The sequence below is a fragment of the Devosia equisanguinis genome (genome assembly GCF_900631955.1).
Classification (GTDB): Bacteria; Pseudomonadota; Alphaproteobacteria; order Rhizobiales; family Devosiaceae; genus Devosia; species Devosia equisanguinis.
Map to the genome: position 1 here is coordinate 85,976 of NZ_UZWD01000028.1, position 17,895 is coordinate 103,870.

General features: G+C 62.2%; 17 protein-coding genes. 3 read left to right on the forward strand and 14 right to left on the reverse strand.

What is annotated here, in order from left to right; translation table 11 throughout:
* Positions 1 to 7: 7 nt before the first annotated feature.
* The 6 genes from DEVEQU_RS11575 to DEVEQU_RS11600 form a co-directional block, all read right to left on the reverse strand.
* Positions 8 to 487 carry a GFA family protein gene (locus DEVEQU_RS11575; protein WP_126150740.1) on the reverse strand — a complete coding sequence of 160 codons (480 nt, stop codon included), beginning with the start codon at positions 485 to 487 and terminating at the stop codon, positions 8 to 10.
* Positions 480 to 959, reverse strand: coding sequence for a GFA family protein (locus DEVEQU_RS11580; protein WP_126150741.1), 480 nt, complete (start codon positions 957 to 959; stop codon positions 480 to 482). Before DEVEQU_RS11580 ends, DEVEQU_RS11575 begins: the two co-directional genes overlap by 8 nt.
* The gene (locus tag DEVEQU_RS11585) at positions 949 to 1,329 is read right to left on the reverse strand and encodes a VOC family protein (protein WP_126150742.1); all 381 of its coding nucleotides are present in this window, start codon (positions 1,327 to 1,329) and stop codon (positions 949 to 951) included. Before DEVEQU_RS11585 ends, DEVEQU_RS11580 begins: the two co-directional genes overlap by 11 nt.
* Before the next feature lie 118 nt (positions 1,330 to 1,447).
* Positions 1,448 to 1,837, reverse strand: coding sequence for an endonuclease domain-containing protein (locus DEVEQU_RS11590; RefSeq protein WP_223214198.1), 390 nt, complete (start codon positions 1,835 to 1,837; stop codon positions 1,448 to 1,450).
* Positions 1,838 to 1,957: 120 nt separating this feature from the next.
* Positions 1,958 to 3,337, reverse strand: a complete 1,380-nt coding sequence (gene cysS, locus DEVEQU_RS11595) for a cysteine--tRNA ligase (protein WP_126150744.1) — start codon at positions 3,335 to 3,337, stop codon at positions 1,958 to 1,960.
* A 366-nt stretch (positions 3,338 to 3,703) separates the two neighbouring features.
* On the reverse strand, positions 3,704 to 4,711 hold the full coding sequence (locus DEVEQU_RS11600) for a fumarylacetoacetate hydrolase family protein (protein WP_126150745.1): 1,008 nt from the start codon (positions 4,709 to 4,711) through the stop codon (positions 3,704 to 3,706).
* Positions 4,712 to 4,850: 139 nt separating this feature from the next.
* On the opposite strand from DEVEQU_RS11600, the gene DEVEQU_RS11605 reads away from it, so the two are divergent.
* A complete protein-coding gene (locus DEVEQU_RS11605; RefSeq protein WP_164550361.1) occupies positions 4,851 to 6,005 on the forward strand; it encodes a DUF2865 domain-containing protein in 1,155 nt (384 codons plus the stop codon).
* Here the strand turns inward: DEVEQU_RS11605 and gltX are convergent.
* From gltX to DEVEQU_RS11620, 3 genes are all read right to left on the reverse strand, one after another.
* The gene (gene gltX, locus DEVEQU_RS11610; RefSeq protein ID WP_126150747.1) at positions 5,950 to 7,278 is read right to left on the reverse strand and encodes a glutamate--tRNA ligase; all 1,329 of its coding nucleotides are present in this window, start codon (positions 7,276 to 7,278) and stop codon (positions 5,950 to 5,952) included. The genes DEVEQU_RS11605 and gltX overlap by 56 nt on opposite strands.
* A complete protein-coding gene (locus tag DEVEQU_RS11615) occupies positions 7,275 to 8,948 on the reverse strand; it encodes an NAD+ synthase (RefSeq protein WP_386849542.1) in 1,674 nt (557 codons plus the stop codon). The genes gltX and DEVEQU_RS11615 overlap by 4 nt, the downstream gene beginning before the upstream one ends.
* Positions 8,949 to 9,049: 101 nt before the next feature.
* The gene (locus DEVEQU_RS11620) at positions 9,050 to 10,090 is read right to left on the reverse strand and encodes a hypothetical protein (protein ID WP_126150749.1); all 1,041 of its coding nucleotides are present in this window, start codon (positions 10,088 to 10,090) and stop codon (positions 9,050 to 9,052) included.
* 225 nt (positions 10,091 to 10,315) lie between these two features.
* Here DEVEQU_RS11620 and DEVEQU_RS11625 point away from each other — a divergent pair, with 225 nt between their 5' ends.
* The gene (locus tag DEVEQU_RS11625; protein ID WP_126150750.1) at positions 10,316 to 10,735 is read left to right on the forward strand and encodes a response regulator; all 420 of its coding nucleotides are present in this window, start codon (positions 10,316 to 10,318) and stop codon (positions 10,733 to 10,735) included.
* A 91-nt stretch (positions 10,736 to 10,826) separates the two neighbouring features.
* Here DEVEQU_RS11625 and DEVEQU_RS11630 read toward each other — a convergent pair whose 3' ends face one another.
* From DEVEQU_RS11630 to rpiA, 5 genes are all read right to left on the reverse strand, one after another.
* Positions 10,827 to 12,743 carry a PAS domain-containing protein gene (locus DEVEQU_RS11630; RefSeq protein WP_206437836.1) on the reverse strand — a complete coding sequence of 639 codons (1,917 nt, stop codon included), beginning with the start codon at positions 12,741 to 12,743 and terminating at the stop codon, positions 10,827 to 10,829.
* Between the two features lie 112 nt (positions 12,744 to 12,855).
* Positions 12,856 to 14,232: a class II 3-deoxy-7-phosphoheptulonate synthase gene (locus DEVEQU_RS11635; RefSeq protein WP_126150751.1), complete on the reverse strand. Its 1,377-nt coding sequence runs from the start codon at positions 14,230 to 14,232 to the stop codon at positions 12,856 to 12,858.
* A gap of 80 nt (positions 14,233 to 14,312) precedes the next feature.
* Positions 14,313 to 15,686, reverse strand: coding sequence for a glutathione-disulfide reductase (gene gor / locus DEVEQU_RS11640; protein ID WP_126150752.1), 1,374 nt, complete (start codon positions 15,684 to 15,686; stop codon positions 14,313 to 14,315).
* A gap of 110 nt (positions 15,687 to 15,796) precedes the next feature.
* Complete coding sequence (locus DEVEQU_RS11645) at positions 15,797 to 16,324, reverse strand: DUF2059 domain-containing protein (RefSeq protein WP_126150753.1); 528 nt, start codon at positions 16,322 to 16,324, stop codon at positions 15,797 to 15,799.
* A 21-nt stretch (positions 16,325 to 16,345) separates the two neighbouring features.
* Entirely contained in the window at positions 16,346 to 17,044 is a 699-nt protein-coding gene (gene rpiA / locus DEVEQU_RS11650; RefSeq protein WP_126150754.1) for a ribose-5-phosphate isomerase RpiA, read from the reverse strand.
* Positions 17,045 to 17,329: 285 nt separating this feature from the next.
* On the opposite strand from rpiA, the gene DEVEQU_RS11655 reads away from it, so the two are divergent.
* Positions 17,330 to 17,890, forward strand: a complete 561-nt coding sequence (locus DEVEQU_RS11655; RefSeq protein ID WP_223214195.1) for a L,D-transpeptidase — start codon at positions 17,330 to 17,332, stop codon at positions 17,888 to 17,890.
* Positions 17,891 to 17,895: the final 5 nt, after the last annotated feature.

A 17,895-nucleotide genomic window follows, 5' to 3' on the forward strand; every position in this document is an offset into this window, starting at 1 on the left:
CGGATGCTTACTTGGGTGGCCAGACAGATGTGTCGTGGTCGGGATGCTGGTGGTTGGTGGACTTGATGAAGGCTGCGGTTTCGGGATGCCGTTCCTCGGTCGGCGCGACATCGGGAAGCGCGCCAAGGCCATTGGCCCAGTTCAGGCGGCTTTCGGTACCGTGCTGGTCCTTAGGCGGGAAGGCTTCTGGATGGTCGAGCGAGCCGATGGAGACGCTCATCCAGTCGCCATCAATATAGGCAAAGCTCAGGGGCGTACCGCAATCGCGGCAAAAACCGCGCTCGACCTGATCGGACGAACGGAACAGGGCGATTTCGCCGCGCGTCACCGTGAAGGTTTGCATTGGGCCGCCGACCAGCGGGGCATAGAAAGCGCCGAAGGCTTTCTGGCACATGCGGCAATGGCAGATGTGGGCGCCTTGCGGCTTCTGGCTGAACACATAGCGCACCGCGCCACACTGGCAGCCGCCGGACCAGGCTTCACTCATCGTCTTCTCCGCGCGGCGGCCAGTCGGCCGTGTCGTGATCGGGATGCTGGTTGGAATGGATGCCGGCCATGAAATCGCGCCACTCGTCGCTGACGTCATGGCGTTCGGGCAGCGTGCTGAGGCCGGCAAAGAAGGGCTGGCGATCGTGAAGATTCACCTGGATTTCCGGGGCGGCGACGGTGGGTTCGTCGAAGGCACCGATGGCCAGTTCCAGCCCGAAGCGCGTCTCATAGGCAAGTGGAGTGCCGCAATCGCCGCAAAAGGCGCGGCGGGCGGCATTGGAGGACTGGAACCATTTGGGCTCGCCGCGGGTCCAGACCGCGTTATGGGCGGTGACAAGGGGGCCAAAAAAGCCGCCAAAGGCCTTTTGGCACATGCGGCAATGGCAGATGGACGGGCGACCCAAACGGGTCACCCTGAATCGCACGGCGCCGCATTGGCAGCCTCCGGTATGGGCTTCTCTATCCACCATGAAATACCGCCTCGACATTGTTGCCATCGGGATCGATCACGAAAGCACCGTAATAGTGCTCGTGGTAATGCGGACGCGGACCGGGCCCACCATTGTCCTTGCCGCCGGAAGCCATGGCCGCGGCATAGAAAGCGTCGACTTCGGCCGTGGACTTGGCAACGAAGGCATAGTGGCGGCCGGGACCGACATCCTGGCTTTCGGTCAGCCAGAAATCAGGCTTGCCCTTGCCATAGCCGCCAACCTTGACGCCGCCGGTATATTCGACCGGCACTTCGGCCAGCAGAGTATAGCCGAGTGGGGCGAACGCGGCGTCATAAAAGGCCTTGGACTTGGCCCAGTCGGCGACGAGGATACCGGTATGGTCGATCATTGCAATGTCTCCTTTGGTGTGGAGGCATCGGTTGATCGCGAAACCGTGACAGGGGGTGTCAGGAGGACTGCTGACAGTTCACAGACATGGCAGACGGCGGTTCTGGAAGGCCGGTTTGTCATGGCTTGCCGCCCTGCAGCTCAGACCAGATAAGCTCCGCAACCCCTTGCGGGCGGGCCAGAATGTCGTGGTTCCACAAGCGAAGCAGCCGAAAGCCACGGCGAGACAGCTCAGCATCTCGTATCAAATCGCGGGCACTCTCGGCGTGTTGCAACCCATCGGCCTCAATGACCAGCTTGGATGCATAGCAGACGAAGTCAGCGACATATGGGCCGATAGGCACCTGACGTCGGAACTTGAAGCCCAAGAAACGACGATCACGCAGAAGAAGCCAAAGCGCCTGCTCCGCCTCCGTAGGCTTGCGGCGCATGGAACGGGCGAAATTCCGAAGCCTGGTGGACTGGCTGGCAAGGTCCCCCTCATCCGCCCTTTGGGCACCTTCTCCCACGAGGGGAGAAGGGCGCGCGGTGGCCGGTCTATGCGCGGTGTTCCCCTCTCCCCTTGTGGGAGAGGGTGGATCAGCCAAGGGCCGAGACGGGTGAGGGGTTTTATCCGCTTGCGCAGACATCTACCGCTTCACCTCCCACTTGGTCTGGCGCTGACCGGCTTCGTCCTTGTAGTCCATCAAGGCGATGCCCTGCTCGGCAAGATCGTTGCGGATGCGGTCGGCTTCGGCGAAGTCCTTGGCGTTGAGGGCGGCGAGGCGGGCGGCGATCTGGGTGGCGACGGTGTCGTCCACAGCAACATCACGCTTTACCGTGATGCCCATGAGGGCGGCCAAGGCGAGACCATCTGCGGCGCGGCCTTCTTCCAGGATCAGGGTGTGGATGCGGTTGATCACGGCGGGCGTGTCGAGATCGTCGACCAAGCGCTCGACGAGATCACTCGAAAGCTGGGCTGCTGGCGCGGCATCGCCCGCGGCACGTTCCCAGCGTTCGAGCAGCGTCAATGCCTCTTCCAGCCTCCTCACCGTGAAATCAATCGGCTCGCGGTAGCTGGTCATCAGCATGGCCAGGCGCAGGACTTCGCCGGGCCATTTGCGACCGCCGAAGTCTTCGGTTTCGAGCAGCTGGTGGATGGTGAAGAAGTTGCCCAGGGATTTGGACATCTTCTGGCCTTCCACCATCAGGAAGCCGTTGTGCATCCAGACATTGGCCATGGCGTGGGAGCCATGAGCGCAACGGGACTGGGCGATTTCGTTTTCGTGGTGCGGGAAGATGAGGTCGAGCCCGCCGCCGTGAATGTCGAAGGTCTTGCCGAGATAGCGCTCGGACATGGCAGAGCACTCGATATGCCAGCCGGGGCGGCCGCGGCCCCAGGGGCTGTCCCAGCCGGGTTCCTCGGGCGAGGACAGCTTCCAGAGTACGAAGTCGGCCGGGTCTTCCTTGTGGGCATCGACGGCGATGCGGGCGCCGGCCAGATTGTCTTCGAGGTTGCGCCCCGAGAGCTGGCCATAATCGGGCATGGAACGGGTGCGGAACAGCACTTCGCCACCGGCCGCATAGGCGTGGCCGCGCGCGATCAGCGCCCCGATCATGGCCTGCATTTCATCGATGTTTTCGGTGGCGCGCGGCTGCACGCTGGGCTCGAGGCAGCCGAGCGCGGCGACGTCCTTCTGATATTGGGCAGCCGTAGTTTCAGTAACCTTGCGGATGGCCTCGTTCAGCGGCAGGTCGGGATGGTCGCGCAGGGCGCGGGCGTTGATCTTGTCATCCACGTCGGTGATGTTGCGCACATAGGTAACGTGCTCGGGTCCATAGACGTGGCGCAGGACGCGGAACAGCAGGTCGAAGACGATGGCAGCGCGGCCATTGCCGATATGGGCGAAGTCGTAAACCGTGGGGCCGCAGGCATAGAGGCGCACATTGGTCGCATCCATGGGCACGAAGGGCGCCTTGGAGCGGGTGAGCGTATTGTAGAGGCTGATCTGCGGCTTTGCCGTGGTCATAAAGGCTTCCTGTGGCCAGACATAAATGTGCCCTGGCGGGGGAGCCTCTATCCGTTTTTGACTATCGGGATGTAGAAGACCACTCCGCCAACGCTTGGGTTAGCAGCTAATAATGCAGCAGGTAATGGTGCACTTGGTCTTCATGGTGCCGGAGATTGACCGGGCGAGGACAAGAAAGCAAGTGAAAACAAAAAAGGGCGACCCGAAGGCCGCCCTATTCGCTTTGGAGGCGAAAGAGAATTTGTCTGGCCACTCAGCGCGTGGCGCGGTCGCTGCCTCTCGGCAGGATAGGGAAAACACTTTCCCATACAGGCACCATTGCATGCCGGGACACAGCACCCAACGCAAACACGGGAATGTTATCCGTCATCGCGGCAGCACTGTGACCGGCTGATCGATGAAGCCGAAAACCGCCTCGCCTCCGGCACCAATGGCACCGATTTTCACCCGATCACCGGACTTGAGGAAGGGAGTGCGGGCGCGGCCATATTTGGCCTTCTCGGCCGTGCGCGCCTCGGCGATGCAGGCAAAGCCGATATTGTCGCGCTTGATCGGCAGGGTTTCATCATGGGCATTGGACACCGTGCCGCCGCCGACAATAGTGCCGGCGCCAAGCGCCCTTGTGCGGCTGGCTTCGACGATCAGGTCGGCGAAGTCGAAATGCACGCCGATACCGGCATTAGGTTGACCGTAAAGCGTGCCATTGACCTCGATACGCACCGGCAGGTGCAGGCGATTGTCGCGCCAGGCGCTGCCGAGGCTGCCAGGGCTGATGACAATAGGCGCAAAGGATGTGGACGGCTTGGAGTGGAAGAAGCCGAAGCCGTTCTGCAGGTCATCGGCCACCAGCTTGCGCAGCGAGACGTCGTTGCAAATGGTGATGAGGCGAATGGCGGCGCTGGCTTGTTCGCGTGTTGCACCCATGGGCACCGGCCCGGTGATAACGGCGACCTCGGCCTCGAAATCGAGCGCCAGATCGTCAGCGGTGACCAGAATGGGCGCGGTGGGCGCGGAGAGCGAATCGGAGCCGCCCTGATAGAGCAGCGGGCGTACAGATTGCAGCTCCGCATCCTTGCTGCCCTTGAGCGAACGGACGCGCTCAAGATGGCTCATATAGCCGGAGCCATCGATCCACTGAAAGGCGCGCGGCAGCGGGGCCAGGGCGGCGGCAGGATCGAAGGGCTGACCGGCGATGGCGCCGGCGTCGAGCTGAGCACCGAGCTGTTCGAGCGCCGGAGCGGCCATGTCCCAGTCGTCGAGGGCGGCTTGAAGTGTGGGTGCGATGCGGCCGGCCGAAACGCAGCGATCGGTCGCCGACGAAACCACGACCAATTGCCCATCGGGGCGGGAAGAGCGCAGGGTTGCCAGTTTCATGCGGCGGTTCTCTCGCTGTTGTGTTGCCCTGGCGCGCTATCGCGCCTCCGACTCAACGCTATAATGTTGCCAATGGCCCTAGCGATGTCTTAAGGGCGGCAGGCCGCAATACGTTGACGGCCGCAAACGGGACGACATGGTGACGATCAGCAGAAACGGCGTGCGCGCCATAGTGTTCGGGCTTCTGGCGATGATTTTTTTCGCGCTGGACGTGGAAATGGCCCATGCGCAGTCGAGCCAGTGCAATCGTCTCGTCAACGCCCTGCAGCAGTTCGACCGCAATTCGGATTTCCGCCAGTTCGACGGCAATTCCCAGGCGGCGCGGCAGTTGCAACGCGACGTGCAGAACGCGGAAAGCCGCTATATCCGCGAGGGTTGCAACGACGATGCCAAGGCCGGGCGGACGCTGACGCGCCAGTGCCAGCAGATCGCGCGCGAAGTGCTGCGCCTGCGCGACCAGTTCGCCAATGTCTCCAAATCGGTTGAGACTGCCGGTGCCATCGCCCAGCAGCGCGAGGCGATCCTGCAGGAAATGGCCCGTTTCGGCTGCGCAACCCAAGGCTCCAGCGCCAACTTCAACCAGGAACGCCAGGGCATTTTCGACCGCATCTTCGGCAGCACCACCGAGGGTGATTTCACCAATGGCGATTTCATTGATGGCGGCGACTATTGGGGCTATCAGGGCTACAACACTATCCGCACAGTGTGCGTGCGGCTGACGGACGGCTATTTCTGGCCGATCAGCTATTCGACCATTTCCGATTTCATCGGCCAGGACGCACAGACCTGCCAGGCCATGTGTCCGAACACGGCGGTCGATCTCTACTATTACGACAATCCCGGCCAGGAGCCGGAGCAGATGCGCAATATGTCGGGGTCGCCCTATACGTCGCTGCCGACGGCCTTTGCCTATCGCAACAATTTTGACCGCGAGGCGAGCTGCCGGGCGAAACCGACCAGCAGCGGCGCCGTGACGCTGGCGGCCGCGCCCGATGGCAGCAATCGCTCGATCATCGAGGTCAATGGCGTCAGTTTCCCCCTGCCCCTGCGCGATCCGCGCGGCGTGGTGCCGGTGCAGGCCGCGGTTGCGGCCGCGCCGGTGGAAACCGTGGCCATGATCGAGGTGCCCTTCCCGCGTCGCCGCCCGGCCGGACCGGGCGAAGTCGCCGCCCTGCCGACCAGCGCTCAGGCGCCGGTGGAGCCAAGCATGCGCATCGTGCATTTCGGCGACAAGGCGGTCAGGGTAGTCGGTCCAGACACGCCTTACGCCCAAGCAGGACGAGCAGGGACTTAAGCTCAGGGCCATCATGGCGGCCCGTCAGGGCCATGCGCAGCGGCAGGAACAAGGTCTTGCCCTTGCGCCCGGTGGCTGTTTTGAGCGCATTGGTCCATTGGCCCCAGGTGGTGTCGTCCCAGGGCTCGGGTGGCAGCAGCGCCTTGGCGAGAGCAATAAACTCAGCATCCTCGGGCGCCACGACCGGCTCGATCGGGCCGGTGAGCAGTTTTGCCCATTCGGCAATATCGGCAAACCGTGCCAGGTTTTCGCGCAGCAGCAGCCACATGGCTTCGCCTTCAAGCCCCAGGGCCGAAAGGCGCGGCGCGGCGGCGGCATAGGGCATGGTATGGAGGAGACGCGCGTTGAGGCCGTCGAGCTCGGCGGGGTCGAAGCGCGCCGCGCCATGGGAAATCATCGAGAAATCGAGCACTGCGGCAATGGCATCGAGACCGTCATAGGGCTCGATGGGAAGGCTCGTGCCGGTGAGCGTCGCCATGATGGCGATGGCCAGCGGCTCATAGCCCTCGGCGCGGAAGTCGGCGATGGACTGAGAGCCAAGGCGCTTGGAGAAACCCTGCCCCTGCGCGTCAGTCAGCAGGTTATGGTGGGCAAAGGTCGGCACCGTTCCGCCCAGCGCCTCAAAGATCTCGATCTGCGTGCCGGTATTGGAGACGTGATCCTCGCCGCGGATGACGTGGGTAATGCCCAGGTCGATATCGTCGACGACGGAGGGGAGCGTATAGAGATACGAACCGTCGGCGCGGATCAGCACCGGGTCGGACATGGAGCCGGTATTGACGGTCTGCGCGCCCTTGATGAGGTCGGCGAACTGTACCGGACGGCCATCGAGCCTAAAGCGCCAATGTGGCTTGCGCCCCTCGGCCTCAAGGCGCGCGCGATCTTCGTCGGTGAGTGCCAGGGCGGCGCGGTCATAGATCGGCGGCTTGCCGAGAAGGCGGGCGCGGGCCCGCTTGCGATCGAGCTCTTCCTCGGTTTCGTAGCAGGGATAGAGGCGTCCAGCGGCGATCAGGCGGTCGCGGGCAGCGTCATAAAGGGCGGTGCGCTCAGACTGGCGGACCAGGAAGTCCGGGGTGACGCCAAGCCAAGCAAGGTCCTCTTCGATGCCATCGGCAAAGTCGCGGGTGGAGCGCGCCAGGTCGGTATCGTCCATGCGCAGCACATATTTGCCGCCGTGACGACGGGCGAAGAACCAGTTGAGCAGCGCAGGCCGGGCATTGCCCAGATGAATGCGGCCGGTTGGCGAGGGCGCCCAGCGTACGATGACACTCATCCGACAGTGAAATCCTTATAGCCATTGGTAATGGGATATTTGCGGCCGAGGCCGAAGGCGCGCGGGGTCAGTTTCGGGCCAGGCGCGGACTGGCGGCGCTTGTATTCTGCGATGTTGAGCAGGCGCTCGATGCGTTTGACCAGGGCCGGATCATGGCCGCGCGCCACCACCTCACCGAGGGACATTTCGTCCTCGACGATGGACCGCAGGATGTCATCGAGCACCGGATAGGGCGGCAGGCTGTCCTGATCGGTCTGGTCGGGACGCAGTTCGGCGCTGGGGGCCTTGTCGATGATCGACTGCGGAATGACTTCGCCCGATGGGCCGAGGCAGTCGCCGGGCAGATGCTTGTTGCGCCAGTCGGCCAGCGCATAGACTTCCATCTTGAACATGTCCTTGAGCGGATTATAGCCGCCATTCATGTCGCCATAGATGGTGGCGTAGCCGACACCCATCTCGCTCTTGTTGCCGGTGGTCAGCAGCATGGAGCCGAGCTTGTTGGAGACAGCCATGAGAATGGTGCCGCGCATGCGCGACTGGATATTTTCCTCGGCGGTATCGAGCGGGCGATTGCCAAAGATCGGCTGCAGTTCACGCAGGGCGGCGTCCACCGGATCGCCAATGGCGACGACGTCATAACGGACACCCAAGCGCGTGGCACAATCCTTGGCGTCGCGGAGGCTATCCTCGGAGGTGTAGCGGTAGGGCAGCATGATGCAGTGGACTTTTTCGGGGCCGAAGGCATCCACCGCCATGGCAGCGACGACAGCGCTGTCGATACCGCCGGAAAGGCCCAGCACCACATCGCGGAAGCCGTTTTTCTGGACATAGTCGCGCAGGCCGAGAACGGCGGCGCGCCAGGGCGCTTCCTCGACGGAGGTCAGGTCCTCGACGCGGCCATTGGTGCAGGTCCAGCCGTTCTCGCCGCGGGACCAGTCGGAGACGATGAAATCGGTCTCGAAGGACTTGCCCTGCACGACCAGCTTGCCGCCGGGCTCCATGGCAAAAGAGGCGCCGTCGAAGACGAGTTCGTCCTGGCCGCCGACCTGGTTGAGATAGATGAGCGGTACGTCGTCTTCGCCGACGCGGGCGCGCACCAGGTCCTTGCGGACATGCTGCTTGTCGGTCCAGTAGGGAGAGCCATTGGGGCAGAGCATGATCTCGGCACCGCGCATGGCGAGATGCTCGCAGACCGGGCGGTGCCAGATATCTTCGCAGATCGGTATGCCCACGGGCACGCCCTTGATATCGACCGGCTGCGGCAACGGACCGGCGGCAAAATAGCGCTTTTCGTAGAAGACGTCGGTATTGGGCAGCTCGCGCTTGTAGCGCGTGGCGATGATCGCGCCGTTTTCGCCGACGAGAACTGCATTGTAGAGATTGCCCTTGTCCTGCCAGATGGTGGGCAGGATGAGCACCACATCGGTGCCGGCGGTATCGGCAATGAGGCTGCGCGCTGTTTCCATGGCATCGGCGACGAATTGGCTCTTGAACAGCAGGTCGTCGGGGAAATAACCGGTGAGGAACAGCTCGGAGAGCATGAGAATATCGGCCTTGGCCGCCTGGGCATCGGCCAGGGCCCGACGCGCCAGGGCCAGATTTCCCGGCAGATCGCCGACCTTGGGGTTGAGCTGGGCGAGCGCAATACGAAGCTGGTCGGTCACGGCGATGATGGCCTAATGCTGGGACGGGGTATGGACACGATCCATAGACGCGCGAGACTTACCGGGTGAACCCGGCAAGGGCAAGCGCCCAGCAGGTCACCCCTGCTCTAGAACCGTCCACTCACCTCGACCAACAGGCCATAGCGCAGCATGGAGAACGGGTTGTTGTTGCTGATGATACCCTGCTTAGCCAGTGTAGGCGCAGAGAAGGCCGGCGGTGCACTTGGATTGGCGGTCGGATGGGTGATGGTGGCCTGATCCCAGGTCACGTCATAGGCACCTTGGAGGTAGGATGCGCGGCCGCCGAAACGCACGGCGAGGTTCTCAGTCGGCTTGAGGCCAAACATGAGTTTGCCGCTTGCGCCGTATCCGAAGCCATTGATGGCAGCGGGCGAGGCCTGGAGTGAGGTGGCACCGAACGGCCCACCAGCAAATGGGCCATTTGGGCCCACTTGGGCGGAACCAGCGGTGCCGCTCACCCAAGCATAGGGCGTGGCAGCCGCTTCACCGGTGATGTCGAACATGCCCATATCGATACGACCGGCGACACCGAGCTTGAGGCCATGGACGTGAAAATCGTTGGTCTTGCTGTCAGCACCAACACTCCAGAGCCCGGTGGCATTGGACCAGGCGATGTCGCTCGAACTCTTCGCGGTGGTGTAATTGGCGCGACCGGTGTCGGGAGAATCATAAGTGTAGTGATAGCCGGTCACGAAGCCGAAGCTGGCCTGGTCAGTGCCGAAAGGCAGCCAGCCAAAATCGGCAGCGCCATAGCCAAGGCGCGCGGCCGGCAGATTGACGGCGGGCCCGCCATTGGTGGTGTAGGTGCCTTCATGGGCGACGCCATAGGCGCCAGAGGCTTCGAGATAGGAACGGGTCGGCCGGTCATCGACGCGCACGAACACTTCCCCGGCATGGGTCTTGGTATCCATGGTCTGTGTGTACGGCCCGATCTGGTGTTTTTGCGCCCCAAACGAGTACCAGTAGCGGACACCGGCTTCGATATGCAGACCACTGTCCTCGCCCATCTCCCACTGCGTGGGATAGGACGGGCGTAGATCGGGGCCCGGGGTGAGATAATCGGCGGCCCAGGCGGGTGCGGTCGTGGTTAAGAGTACCAGCAAAGTGGTCGAAACGCTGCGCATCATTTCCATGTCCCCCGCCTGCAAAACGGCCATCTTCCACACCGTTTATGATCGGTTAGGGTTAATGTTCCACTAAGCGGGTGGCCAGAATGTTGGTGGTTTGGTAACGAGCACAGCGCATCATCGGGTTATGCGCGAAACGGTGATCACATCTGCGCAACCCCTGGGCAGTATTGCGAGTTGCACTCCTGTCGATAGTTGAAAGTTTAACCAACCAGCCTTGTATCCATGAGTTACCGCATTCTTATCGTCGAAGACGAAATCATCGTAGCAACCGAAATCGAGGACGTGATCGCCGATATGGGTCACGTTCCGGCGGGGATTGCTGCCGATCAGAAATCGGCTCTGGCGCTCGCAGGCAATGTGGACGTGGCCCTGGTCGACCTCAACTTGCGCGATGGCCCTACGGGCATGACCATTGGCCGCATCCTGGCGCAGACGCATGGAGTGACGGTGGTTTTCATGACCGCCAATCCCTCGCAGCTCGGTGATGGTGTCCCGGGCACGCTCGGCGTGCTTCCAAAGCCGGCGACGGATCGCGATCTGCATGATGTGGTGAACTTCGCCGTTGCCCAGCATACGAGGAAGAAAGCGAACCCACCGCAGCGCATGCGGCTGTTCGACTGGAACGACGGCAGCTACGCCTGAATTACCATACTTTTCTGCCGAGTGAACCGAGGCACAGTTGCAGCTTTCGCTGCAATGATGCTTCGTAATTCTGCATTGGTGCGGCCCGATATCAGTCGTGAATGCACTGGCGGAGGCGGTCTGAGCGGCTGAGCGCTTCGTATGGAATTTGCACCGCGACTACCAGACCGCCGGCATTCCATTCGCGTTCCAGATGCCCGCGCATCTGCCCCTCCACCGACAGGCTGACGAGGCGTGAACCAAAGCCGGACAATTGAACAGGCTCGGAAGTCTCTGGCCCCCCCAGTTCCCGCCAGGTCAGGCGGTACATGTCGGGCAGACGCGAACCGGTGAGCTCCACTTTGCCACCTGGCGCGGACAGGCCGCCATATTTGGCGGCGTTGGTCGCCAATTCATGGAACAGAAGCGCCAAGGGCGTGGCGGCAGCGTCATCGATGGGGATGTCGTCCCCGAGGAAGACAACGCGCGCCTGGTCGGCACCATCATTATAGGGGCGCATCAACCGGGCGATGAGCGCGGCAAGCGTGCCCTGCCCGTCTGTCGGTGCCGACAAAGCACTATGCGGGCGGACAAAGTCGTGGGCTTCACCGAGCGCATAGATGCGCTGGCGGAGCTGGTCGGCGAAATCCTTGGAAGCCGGGTAGCTGCGTGCGGAAAGACCGATAATGCCATTGAGGACGGCAAAGATGTTCTTGATGCGGTGGCTCAGCTCCTGGGCCACGAGCTCCCGCTCTTCTGCGGCGACCCGTGACTCATGGATGTCGGTACAGGTACCGATCCAGCGAAGGATTTGCCCGTCCTCGCCGCGGATGGGGAGTGCCCGGCCGAGCGTCCAGCGGTATTCGCCGCTGTGATGCCGCAGGCGGTATTCGATTTGGTAGGGTTCGCCGGTGGCGAGCGAGTGGCGCCAGGCCGCCCAGGCACGCTCCTGATCATCGGGATGAAACATCCCGTTCCAGCCTTCGCCGTCTGTCGTGCCTTCCCTCATGCCGGTGAACTCGTACCAGCGCGCATTATAGTAGTCGTGAAATCCGTCGGGACGGGTTGACCACACCATTTGCGGCATGGTGTCGGCCAGCGTGCCGAACTGCAGTTCGCTTTCGCGCAGGGCTTCGACGGCACGATGCTGCGCCGTAACGTCGATGGCGACGCCTGGAAAACGGTTGACCCGGCCATTGGCGTCGGTACGGGGGCGGCCGGAGGCGACCACCCAGGTGACATCGCCATTTTTGCCCAAGAGGCGATATTCGGACTTGTAGGGCGAGCCTTCGCGCAGGGCCTGGGCTATCTCCTCGCCAACACGCTGGACGTCGTCTGGGTGAATGGCACGCAGGAATTCCTGGATCGGCACGCCGAGACCGGCCCGCAGGGAATCGAGGTCGAACAAAGCGGCGAACTGATCGTCGGCGGTGACCTTGTCGTTGATCACATCCCAGTCCCAGGTACCGACCAGATCGGTGCCGTTGATGGCCATCGCCATGCGTTCTTCGCTGCGCGCCAGCGCCTGTTCGGCCAGTACGCGCTCGGTGGTTTCATGCACGACGCAGAGGGTGCCCATGGACAGGCCATCATCGCCCATGATCGGGCTGTAGTGGAGGTCCATCCAGACGGATTCGAGTTCGCCATGGCGGTTGAGCAGCAATTCTTGGCCGTTCAACGTCCAGGACTCTCCCCGAAGGCCGCGCTCGATGTTCAGCCGGTTGAAGTCGGCAATCTCCGGCCAGGCCTCGAGGGCCGGCATGCCAAAAATATGAGGGTGCTTGTGGCCGGCAAAGTCGGCGTAGCCATTGTTGTAGAGAAGGATGCCCTGCTGGCCGACCATCATCGCCATAGGAGTAGAGGCGGCCACCATAAGGCGAACCGCGCCCTTGAGGGTATCGGGCCATTCGGGGATCGGGCCGAGCGGGTTGGAAGCCCAATCCTGGGTATTGAATAGTCTTATCGCGGGATCTTGTTCGAGCGTCTCTCGTTGGGCGGCGGACGCATTGGGAAACAAAGATTTGGGCATTGCCTACTCTAGCGGTCCGTAGAGACGTAGTGGCAATGCCCGATCGCAAAAAGGCCGCTCGCCGAAGACATCAACGCGCCGCCCCAGGATTCAGTTCACAGCGCGGTGAGAATTATTCTCCCGCAAGACGCTGCTGGCGAGGCGGCTTCTGGGCATGAACTTCCTCGGCGACCAGGAATGCCAGTTCCAGCGCCTGGCTCGCATTGAGGCGCGGGTCGCAATAGGTGTTGTAGCGGTCTGCCAGCGTGGTCTCGGTGACGGCAGAGACGCCGCCAACGCACTCGGTCACGTCGTCGCCCGTCATCTCGATATGCACGCCACCGGCATAGGTGCCCATTTCGCGGTGGACTTCGAAGAAGTTGCGGACTTCCGAGAGTACGCGATCAAAGGGGCGGGTCTTGTAGCCCGTCGAGGCCTTGATGGTGTTGCCATGCATCGGATCACAGCACCAGACGACGGTACGACCGGCACGCTGAACGGTTTCCACCAGGCGTGGCAGGTGTTCATGCACCTTGTCGGCTCCGAAACGCGAAATCAGCGTGATGCGGCCCGCTTCATCGGTCGGGTTCAGCCGATCGAGCAGGCGCAGAAGGTCGTCATTGACGAGGCTGGGCCCGCACTTGATGCCGATGGGGTTGTGAATGCCGGCAAAGTATTCGACATGCGCCTCATCGGGATTGCGGGTGCGGTCGCCGATCCAGAGCATATGGCCGGAGGTGGCGTACCAATTGTTGGAAATGGAGTCGCGGCGGGTCAGGGCTTCCTCATAGCCAAGAAGCAGCGCTTCATGGCTGGTGTAGAAACTGGTTTGCTTGAGCGCCGGCGTGTTTTCCGGGTTGAGGCCAAGCGCCGCCATGAAGGTGATGGCGTCGTCGATCTTACGGGCAACTTCCTCGAAGCGGGTGCTCCAGTTGGAGCCCTTCATGAAGCCCATGGTCCATTCATGGATGCGGGTCAGCTCGGCATAGCCGCCCATGGAGAAGGCGCGCAGCAGATTGAGCGTGGCGGCCGACTGTCGATAGGCCTGCAGCATGCGATCCGGATCGGGCACCCGGGAGGCTTCGTTGAAGTCGATGGCATTGATGATATCGCCGCGATAGCTGGGCAGCTCGACGCCATCGATGACTTCGGTGTCGGCGGAGCGCGGCTTGGCGAACTGACCGGCAACGCGGCCGACCTTGACCACCGGCTTGGAGGCGCCATGGGTCAGCACCACCGCCATCTGCAGGAAGACGCGGAAGAAGTCGCGAATGTGATCGGCGCCGTGTTCGGCAAAGCTCTCTGCGCAGTCGCCGCCCTGCAGCAGGAAGGCCTCGCCACGCGACACCGCGGCCAGGCGCGACTTGAGTTCGCGAGCTTCACCGGCAAAGACCAGCGGCGGGAAGGAGCCCAGTTGGCGTTCGGCTTCGACAAGAGCCGCCGGATCCGGATAGGCCGGAACCTGCTTGATCGGCTTCTCGCGCCAGGAACTGGGGGTCCAATTGGTCATTGTCGGTCTCGCTTACGCCGGTACTGCTGGGCTTGTGGGCGGTCTATCAATCTACGGGAGGCCTGCCAAGGGCCCATGGATCAGACCTTATGCCCATTACGGTAGATATAGCTGGGCGACTTGAAGGTCACGAGTTCCTCGGCCGCCGAGGGGTGAAGCGCGATGGTGCGGTCGAAGTCGGCCTTGGTGGCGGACATGCCGACGGCGATGGCCACAATCTGGATCATCTCCGCGGCGCTGGGGCCCAGGATGTGGACGCCAAGTACCTTGCCGCCATCCTTTTCGGTGATCAGCTTGAGCACCATGCGCTCGGTACGGGTCGAGAGAGTGTTCTGCATCGGGCGGAAGCGCGCGACATAGACGTCGATATCCCCATGCGTGGCCGCTTCATGCTCGGTGAGCCCGACGGTGCCGATTTCGGGTTCAGCGAAAACGGCGGTGGGGATCAGGGAATGATCCACCCAGAGCGGGTTGTTGTTGTAGACGGTTTCGGCGAAATACCAGCCCTCACGGATCGCGACCGGGGTCAGCTGGGCGCGGCCGGTGACATCGCCCACCGCATAGATGGAGGGCACCGAAGTCTGGGAGAACTTGTCGACGGCGATGACGCCAAAATCGTTGACCTTTACGCCGGCGCTTTCGAGCCCCAGCCCATCGACATTGGGGCGACGGCCGGTGGCGAACATGACCGCACCATAGGGTGCGGAGACGCCGTCGCTGAAGGTCGCGCGCACATCGTCGCCGGCTTCGGAAAGCGCAGTGATGCTGGTCTGGTAGATGAGGCGAATGCCGCGGTCGATGAGCCCGGCTTCGAGGCCGCGGCGCATGTCCTCATCAAACCCGCGTAAGACGCAGTCGCCGCGGTAGATGAGCGTGGTGTCGACGCCCAGCCCGGCAAAGATGGTAGCGAACTCCACCGCCACATAGCCGCCGCCTTCGATGAGGATCGAGCGCGGCAGCGCCGGCAGATCGAAGGCCTCGTTGGAGGTGATGGCCAGTTCGGCGCCCGGAATTTCGGGAATGAAGGGACGGGCGCCGGTGGCGATGAGAATGCGCTCGGCGGTCAGTTCACGATTGCCAGCGACGAGGCGCACGCTGTTGGTGCCAGTGACCACGCCGCGGTCGCGGATGATCTCGACGCCGGGCTTTTCGAGATTGGACGTGTAGGCATGTTCGAGACGCGTGATTTCGCGCTCCTTGGCGGCGACTAGGGCCGGCCAATCGAAGCTGGCATCGACCTGCCAGCCGAAGCTGGAGGCAATGTCGAACTGGTCCTTGAAGCGGGAAGCATAGACATAGAGCTTCTTGGGCACGCAACCGCGGATGACGCAGGTGCCGCCGACGCGGAACTCCTCGATCACGGCGACCTTGGCGCCATAGGTCGCGGCCATGCGCGCCGCGCGCACACCGCCTGAACCGGCACCGATCACCAGAAGATCGTAGTCATAGCTCATGGAAGCCCCCGGATTAGTTTATCGGCAATCAACGATGAATGTGGGAAGCCGCTTCGCACAAAAAAAGACCCCGCACAAGGCGGGGCCGGTATGCGTCAGGGCGCAGGCGATCAGATCTCGATGCCCTGGGCACGCAGCTCGGCGCGCACCTTGGCGAAGAACTCGCGCTTGAGATTGTTGGTATAGACCTGCAGCACGCGCTGCAGATCGGTGTTCAGCTCGGAATTGGCCTGGGACAGCTTCATGCCGACCGGCGATTCATAGAAGGCAACAATCTGCTGCAGCTCTTCGATGGAGAAACGCACCGCATAGACGCGCGCAAACTGGTCGAGCAGTTCGCCCTTGCGACCATTATATTCCTGGATGACCTTGCCGACGGCATCATTGGTCTTGTCCAGAATTTCGGGGTTCTGCTGCACGATCTGCTGCATGGTCTCGATGCCGGTCTCGACGACAGTCACCTCGAACACCGCGGCGCGATCCGTCAGGTCGATATATTTACGGGCAAGAGCCAGGTGCTCGGGCGCCACTTCCTGAGCCATAGCCGGCACGGAAAGGCCGAGAGTGCCGATGGTGAGCACGGCCGCCACGAGAGCCCGAGCGTTGCGCACCAGGTTTGGGTTTGTCCAGAAAGCCATATTGTCCCGATCCACGCTTGGTCAGTTGTTCTTGAGAAGACGTTTTACGCCATCCGGCGTCGCTACATAAGCCTTGCTGCACATATTGAGGAACAATCCATGCTGGACGACACCAGGAATGTTCAGCAAATCCATCGAAAGCGCTTCTGGCCGTGAAATGCGGCCAAAAAAAGCATCGAGAATGAGGTGTCCACCGTCGGTCACGAAAGGCGTCCCCTTGTCCTCGCCACGGAGCTTGAGGCCCCCCTCGGCGCCATGGGCCAGCAGCACTTCTGCGATGGTGCGGCGGGTTGCCCCCAAGCCGAAACGATTGACCTCGATCGGCAGCGGGAAACGCCCGAGCGTCTCGACCAGCTTGGTGCCGTCGGCAATGACGATCATCGCATCGGACGCAGCGGCAACGATCTTTTCGCGCAAGAGCGCGCCCCCGCCCCCTTTGATGAGATTAAGCGCTGCATCGAGCTCGTCGGCACCATCCACAGTGAGATCGAGCCGATCCAGAGTTTCGAGATCGGAAAGCGGAATGTCGAGGCTCTTCGCCTGCGCCGCCGTCACCTCGGAGGTCGGCACGCAGATGACGTCGAGACCGGAGGCGACTTTCTCGCCCAACAGCTCGACAAAATGCTTGGCCGTCGACCCGGTCCCCAACCCCAGCCGCATGCCCGAGCGCACCTCGGTCAAAGCCTGGGCGGCAGCCTCGCGTTTCAGCGCCTCGCTCATGGCATTTTCCTCCACAGTCGCGGCGGGTTTGGCAGGCGCAGCGTCGCCATGTCAAGCCATCCCAAAGTCGGCGTTCACGCATTGGTGAACGACCACTGTAACCGGCCGGCAACACAATGTGGCAATGATGACCAATCTATGGCTGCAATGGGGCGTTTGGCCCTTTGCGGTTAACCAGCAAGCAAGTAAGTAGCCGAATTCATTAGAGGTATCCGAATCATACCTCACTCACTGCAGAGGCCCTGTGAACGCATGAGCAAGTTCAGAATCGCAATGGCGCTTGTGATGTCGATATTCTTGTCGGTCAGTGTCATTTTGCCGGCCGCTGCGGCGCGCTGGTATAATCCCGATACCAATACATTCGAAGAGCGCGCTGTCGCCCAGCAGCGCAATCGTGGTGGCAGCCCGATCAAGAAGCAGATCGTCGATTACCAGACCAGCTACAAGCCGGGCACAATTGTCATCGAAACCAGCGAGCGTCGCCTCTATCTGGTACTCGAAGGCGGTAAGGCTATGAAGTATGGCATCGGCGTTGGCCGCGACGGGTTCCGTTGGTCCGGCACACACCGCATTTCCCGCAAGGCCGAATGGCCCGGCTGGACCCCGCCCCCGGCAATGCGCAAGCGCGTTCCCGACCTGCCGGCCTATATGCCCGGCGGCCCGGAAAATCCGCTCGGCGCCCGCGCGCTCTATATCGGTTCGACGCTTTATCGCGTCCACGGCACCTCCGAGCCCTGGTCCATCGGCCAGGCCGTTTCCTCGGGCTGCATCCGCCTCACCAATGACGACGTGATGGATCTCTATGATCGCGTCCAGGTCGGCGCACAGATTGTCGTCAAGCACTGATCGAT

Excerpts from the sequence above, each read along its gene's own strand:
- DEVEQU_RS11600 (WP_126150745.1), bottom strand. The coding sequence starts at position 4,711 with ATGAAACTGGCAACCCTGCGCTCTTCCCGCCCCGATGGGCAATTGGTC.
- DEVEQU_RS11575 (WP_126150740.1), bottom strand. The coding sequence starts at position 487 with ATGAGTGAAGCCTGGTCCGGCGGCTGCCAGTGTGGCGCGGTGCGCTAT.
- DEVEQU_RS11620 (WP_126150749.1), bottom strand. The coding sequence starts at position 10,090 with ATGATGCGCAGCGTTTCGACCACTTTGCTGGTACTCTTAACCACGACC.
- rpiA (WP_126150754.1), bottom strand. The coding sequence starts at position 17,044 with ATGAGCGAGGCGCTGAAACGCGAGGCTGCCGCCCAGGCTTTGACCGAG.
- DEVEQU_RS11580 (WP_126150741.1), bottom strand. The coding sequence starts at position 959 with ATGGTGGATAGAGAAGCCCATACCGGAGGCTGCCAATGCGGCGCCGTG.
- DEVEQU_RS11635 (WP_126150751.1), bottom strand. The coding sequence starts at position 14,232 with ATGACCAATTGGACCCCCAGTTCCTGGCGCGAGAAGCCGATCAAGCAG.
- DEVEQU_RS11630 (WP_206437836.1), bottom strand. The coding sequence starts at position 12,743 with ATGCCCAAATCTTTGTTTCCCAATGCGTCCGCCGCCCAACGAGAGACG.
- cysS (WP_126150744.1), bottom strand. The coding sequence starts at position 3,337 with ATGACCACGGCAAAGCCGCAGATCAGCCTCTACAATACGCTCACCCGC.
- gltX (WP_126150747.1), bottom strand. The coding sequence starts at position 7,278 with ATGAGTGTCATCGTACGCTGGGCGCCCTCGCCAACCGGCCGCATTCAT.
- DEVEQU_RS11655 (WP_223214195.1), top strand. The coding sequence starts at position 17,330 with ATGTCGATATTCTTGTCGGTCAGTGTCATTTTGCCGGCCGCTGCGGCG.
- gor (WP_126150752.1), bottom strand. The coding sequence starts at position 15,686 with ATGAGCTATGACTACGATCTTCTGGTGATCGGTGCCGGTTCAGGCGGT.
- DEVEQU_RS11585 (WP_126150742.1), bottom strand. The coding sequence starts at position 1,329 with ATGATCGACCATACCGGTATCCTCGTCGCCGACTGGGCCAAGTCCAAG.
- DEVEQU_RS11625 (WP_126150750.1), top strand. The coding sequence starts at position 10,316 with ATGAGTTACCGCATTCTTATCGTCGAAGACGAAATCATCGTAGCAACC.
- DEVEQU_RS11645 (WP_126150753.1), bottom strand. The coding sequence starts at position 16,324 with ATGGCTTTCTGGACAAACCCAAACCTGGTGCGCAACGCTCGGGCTCTC.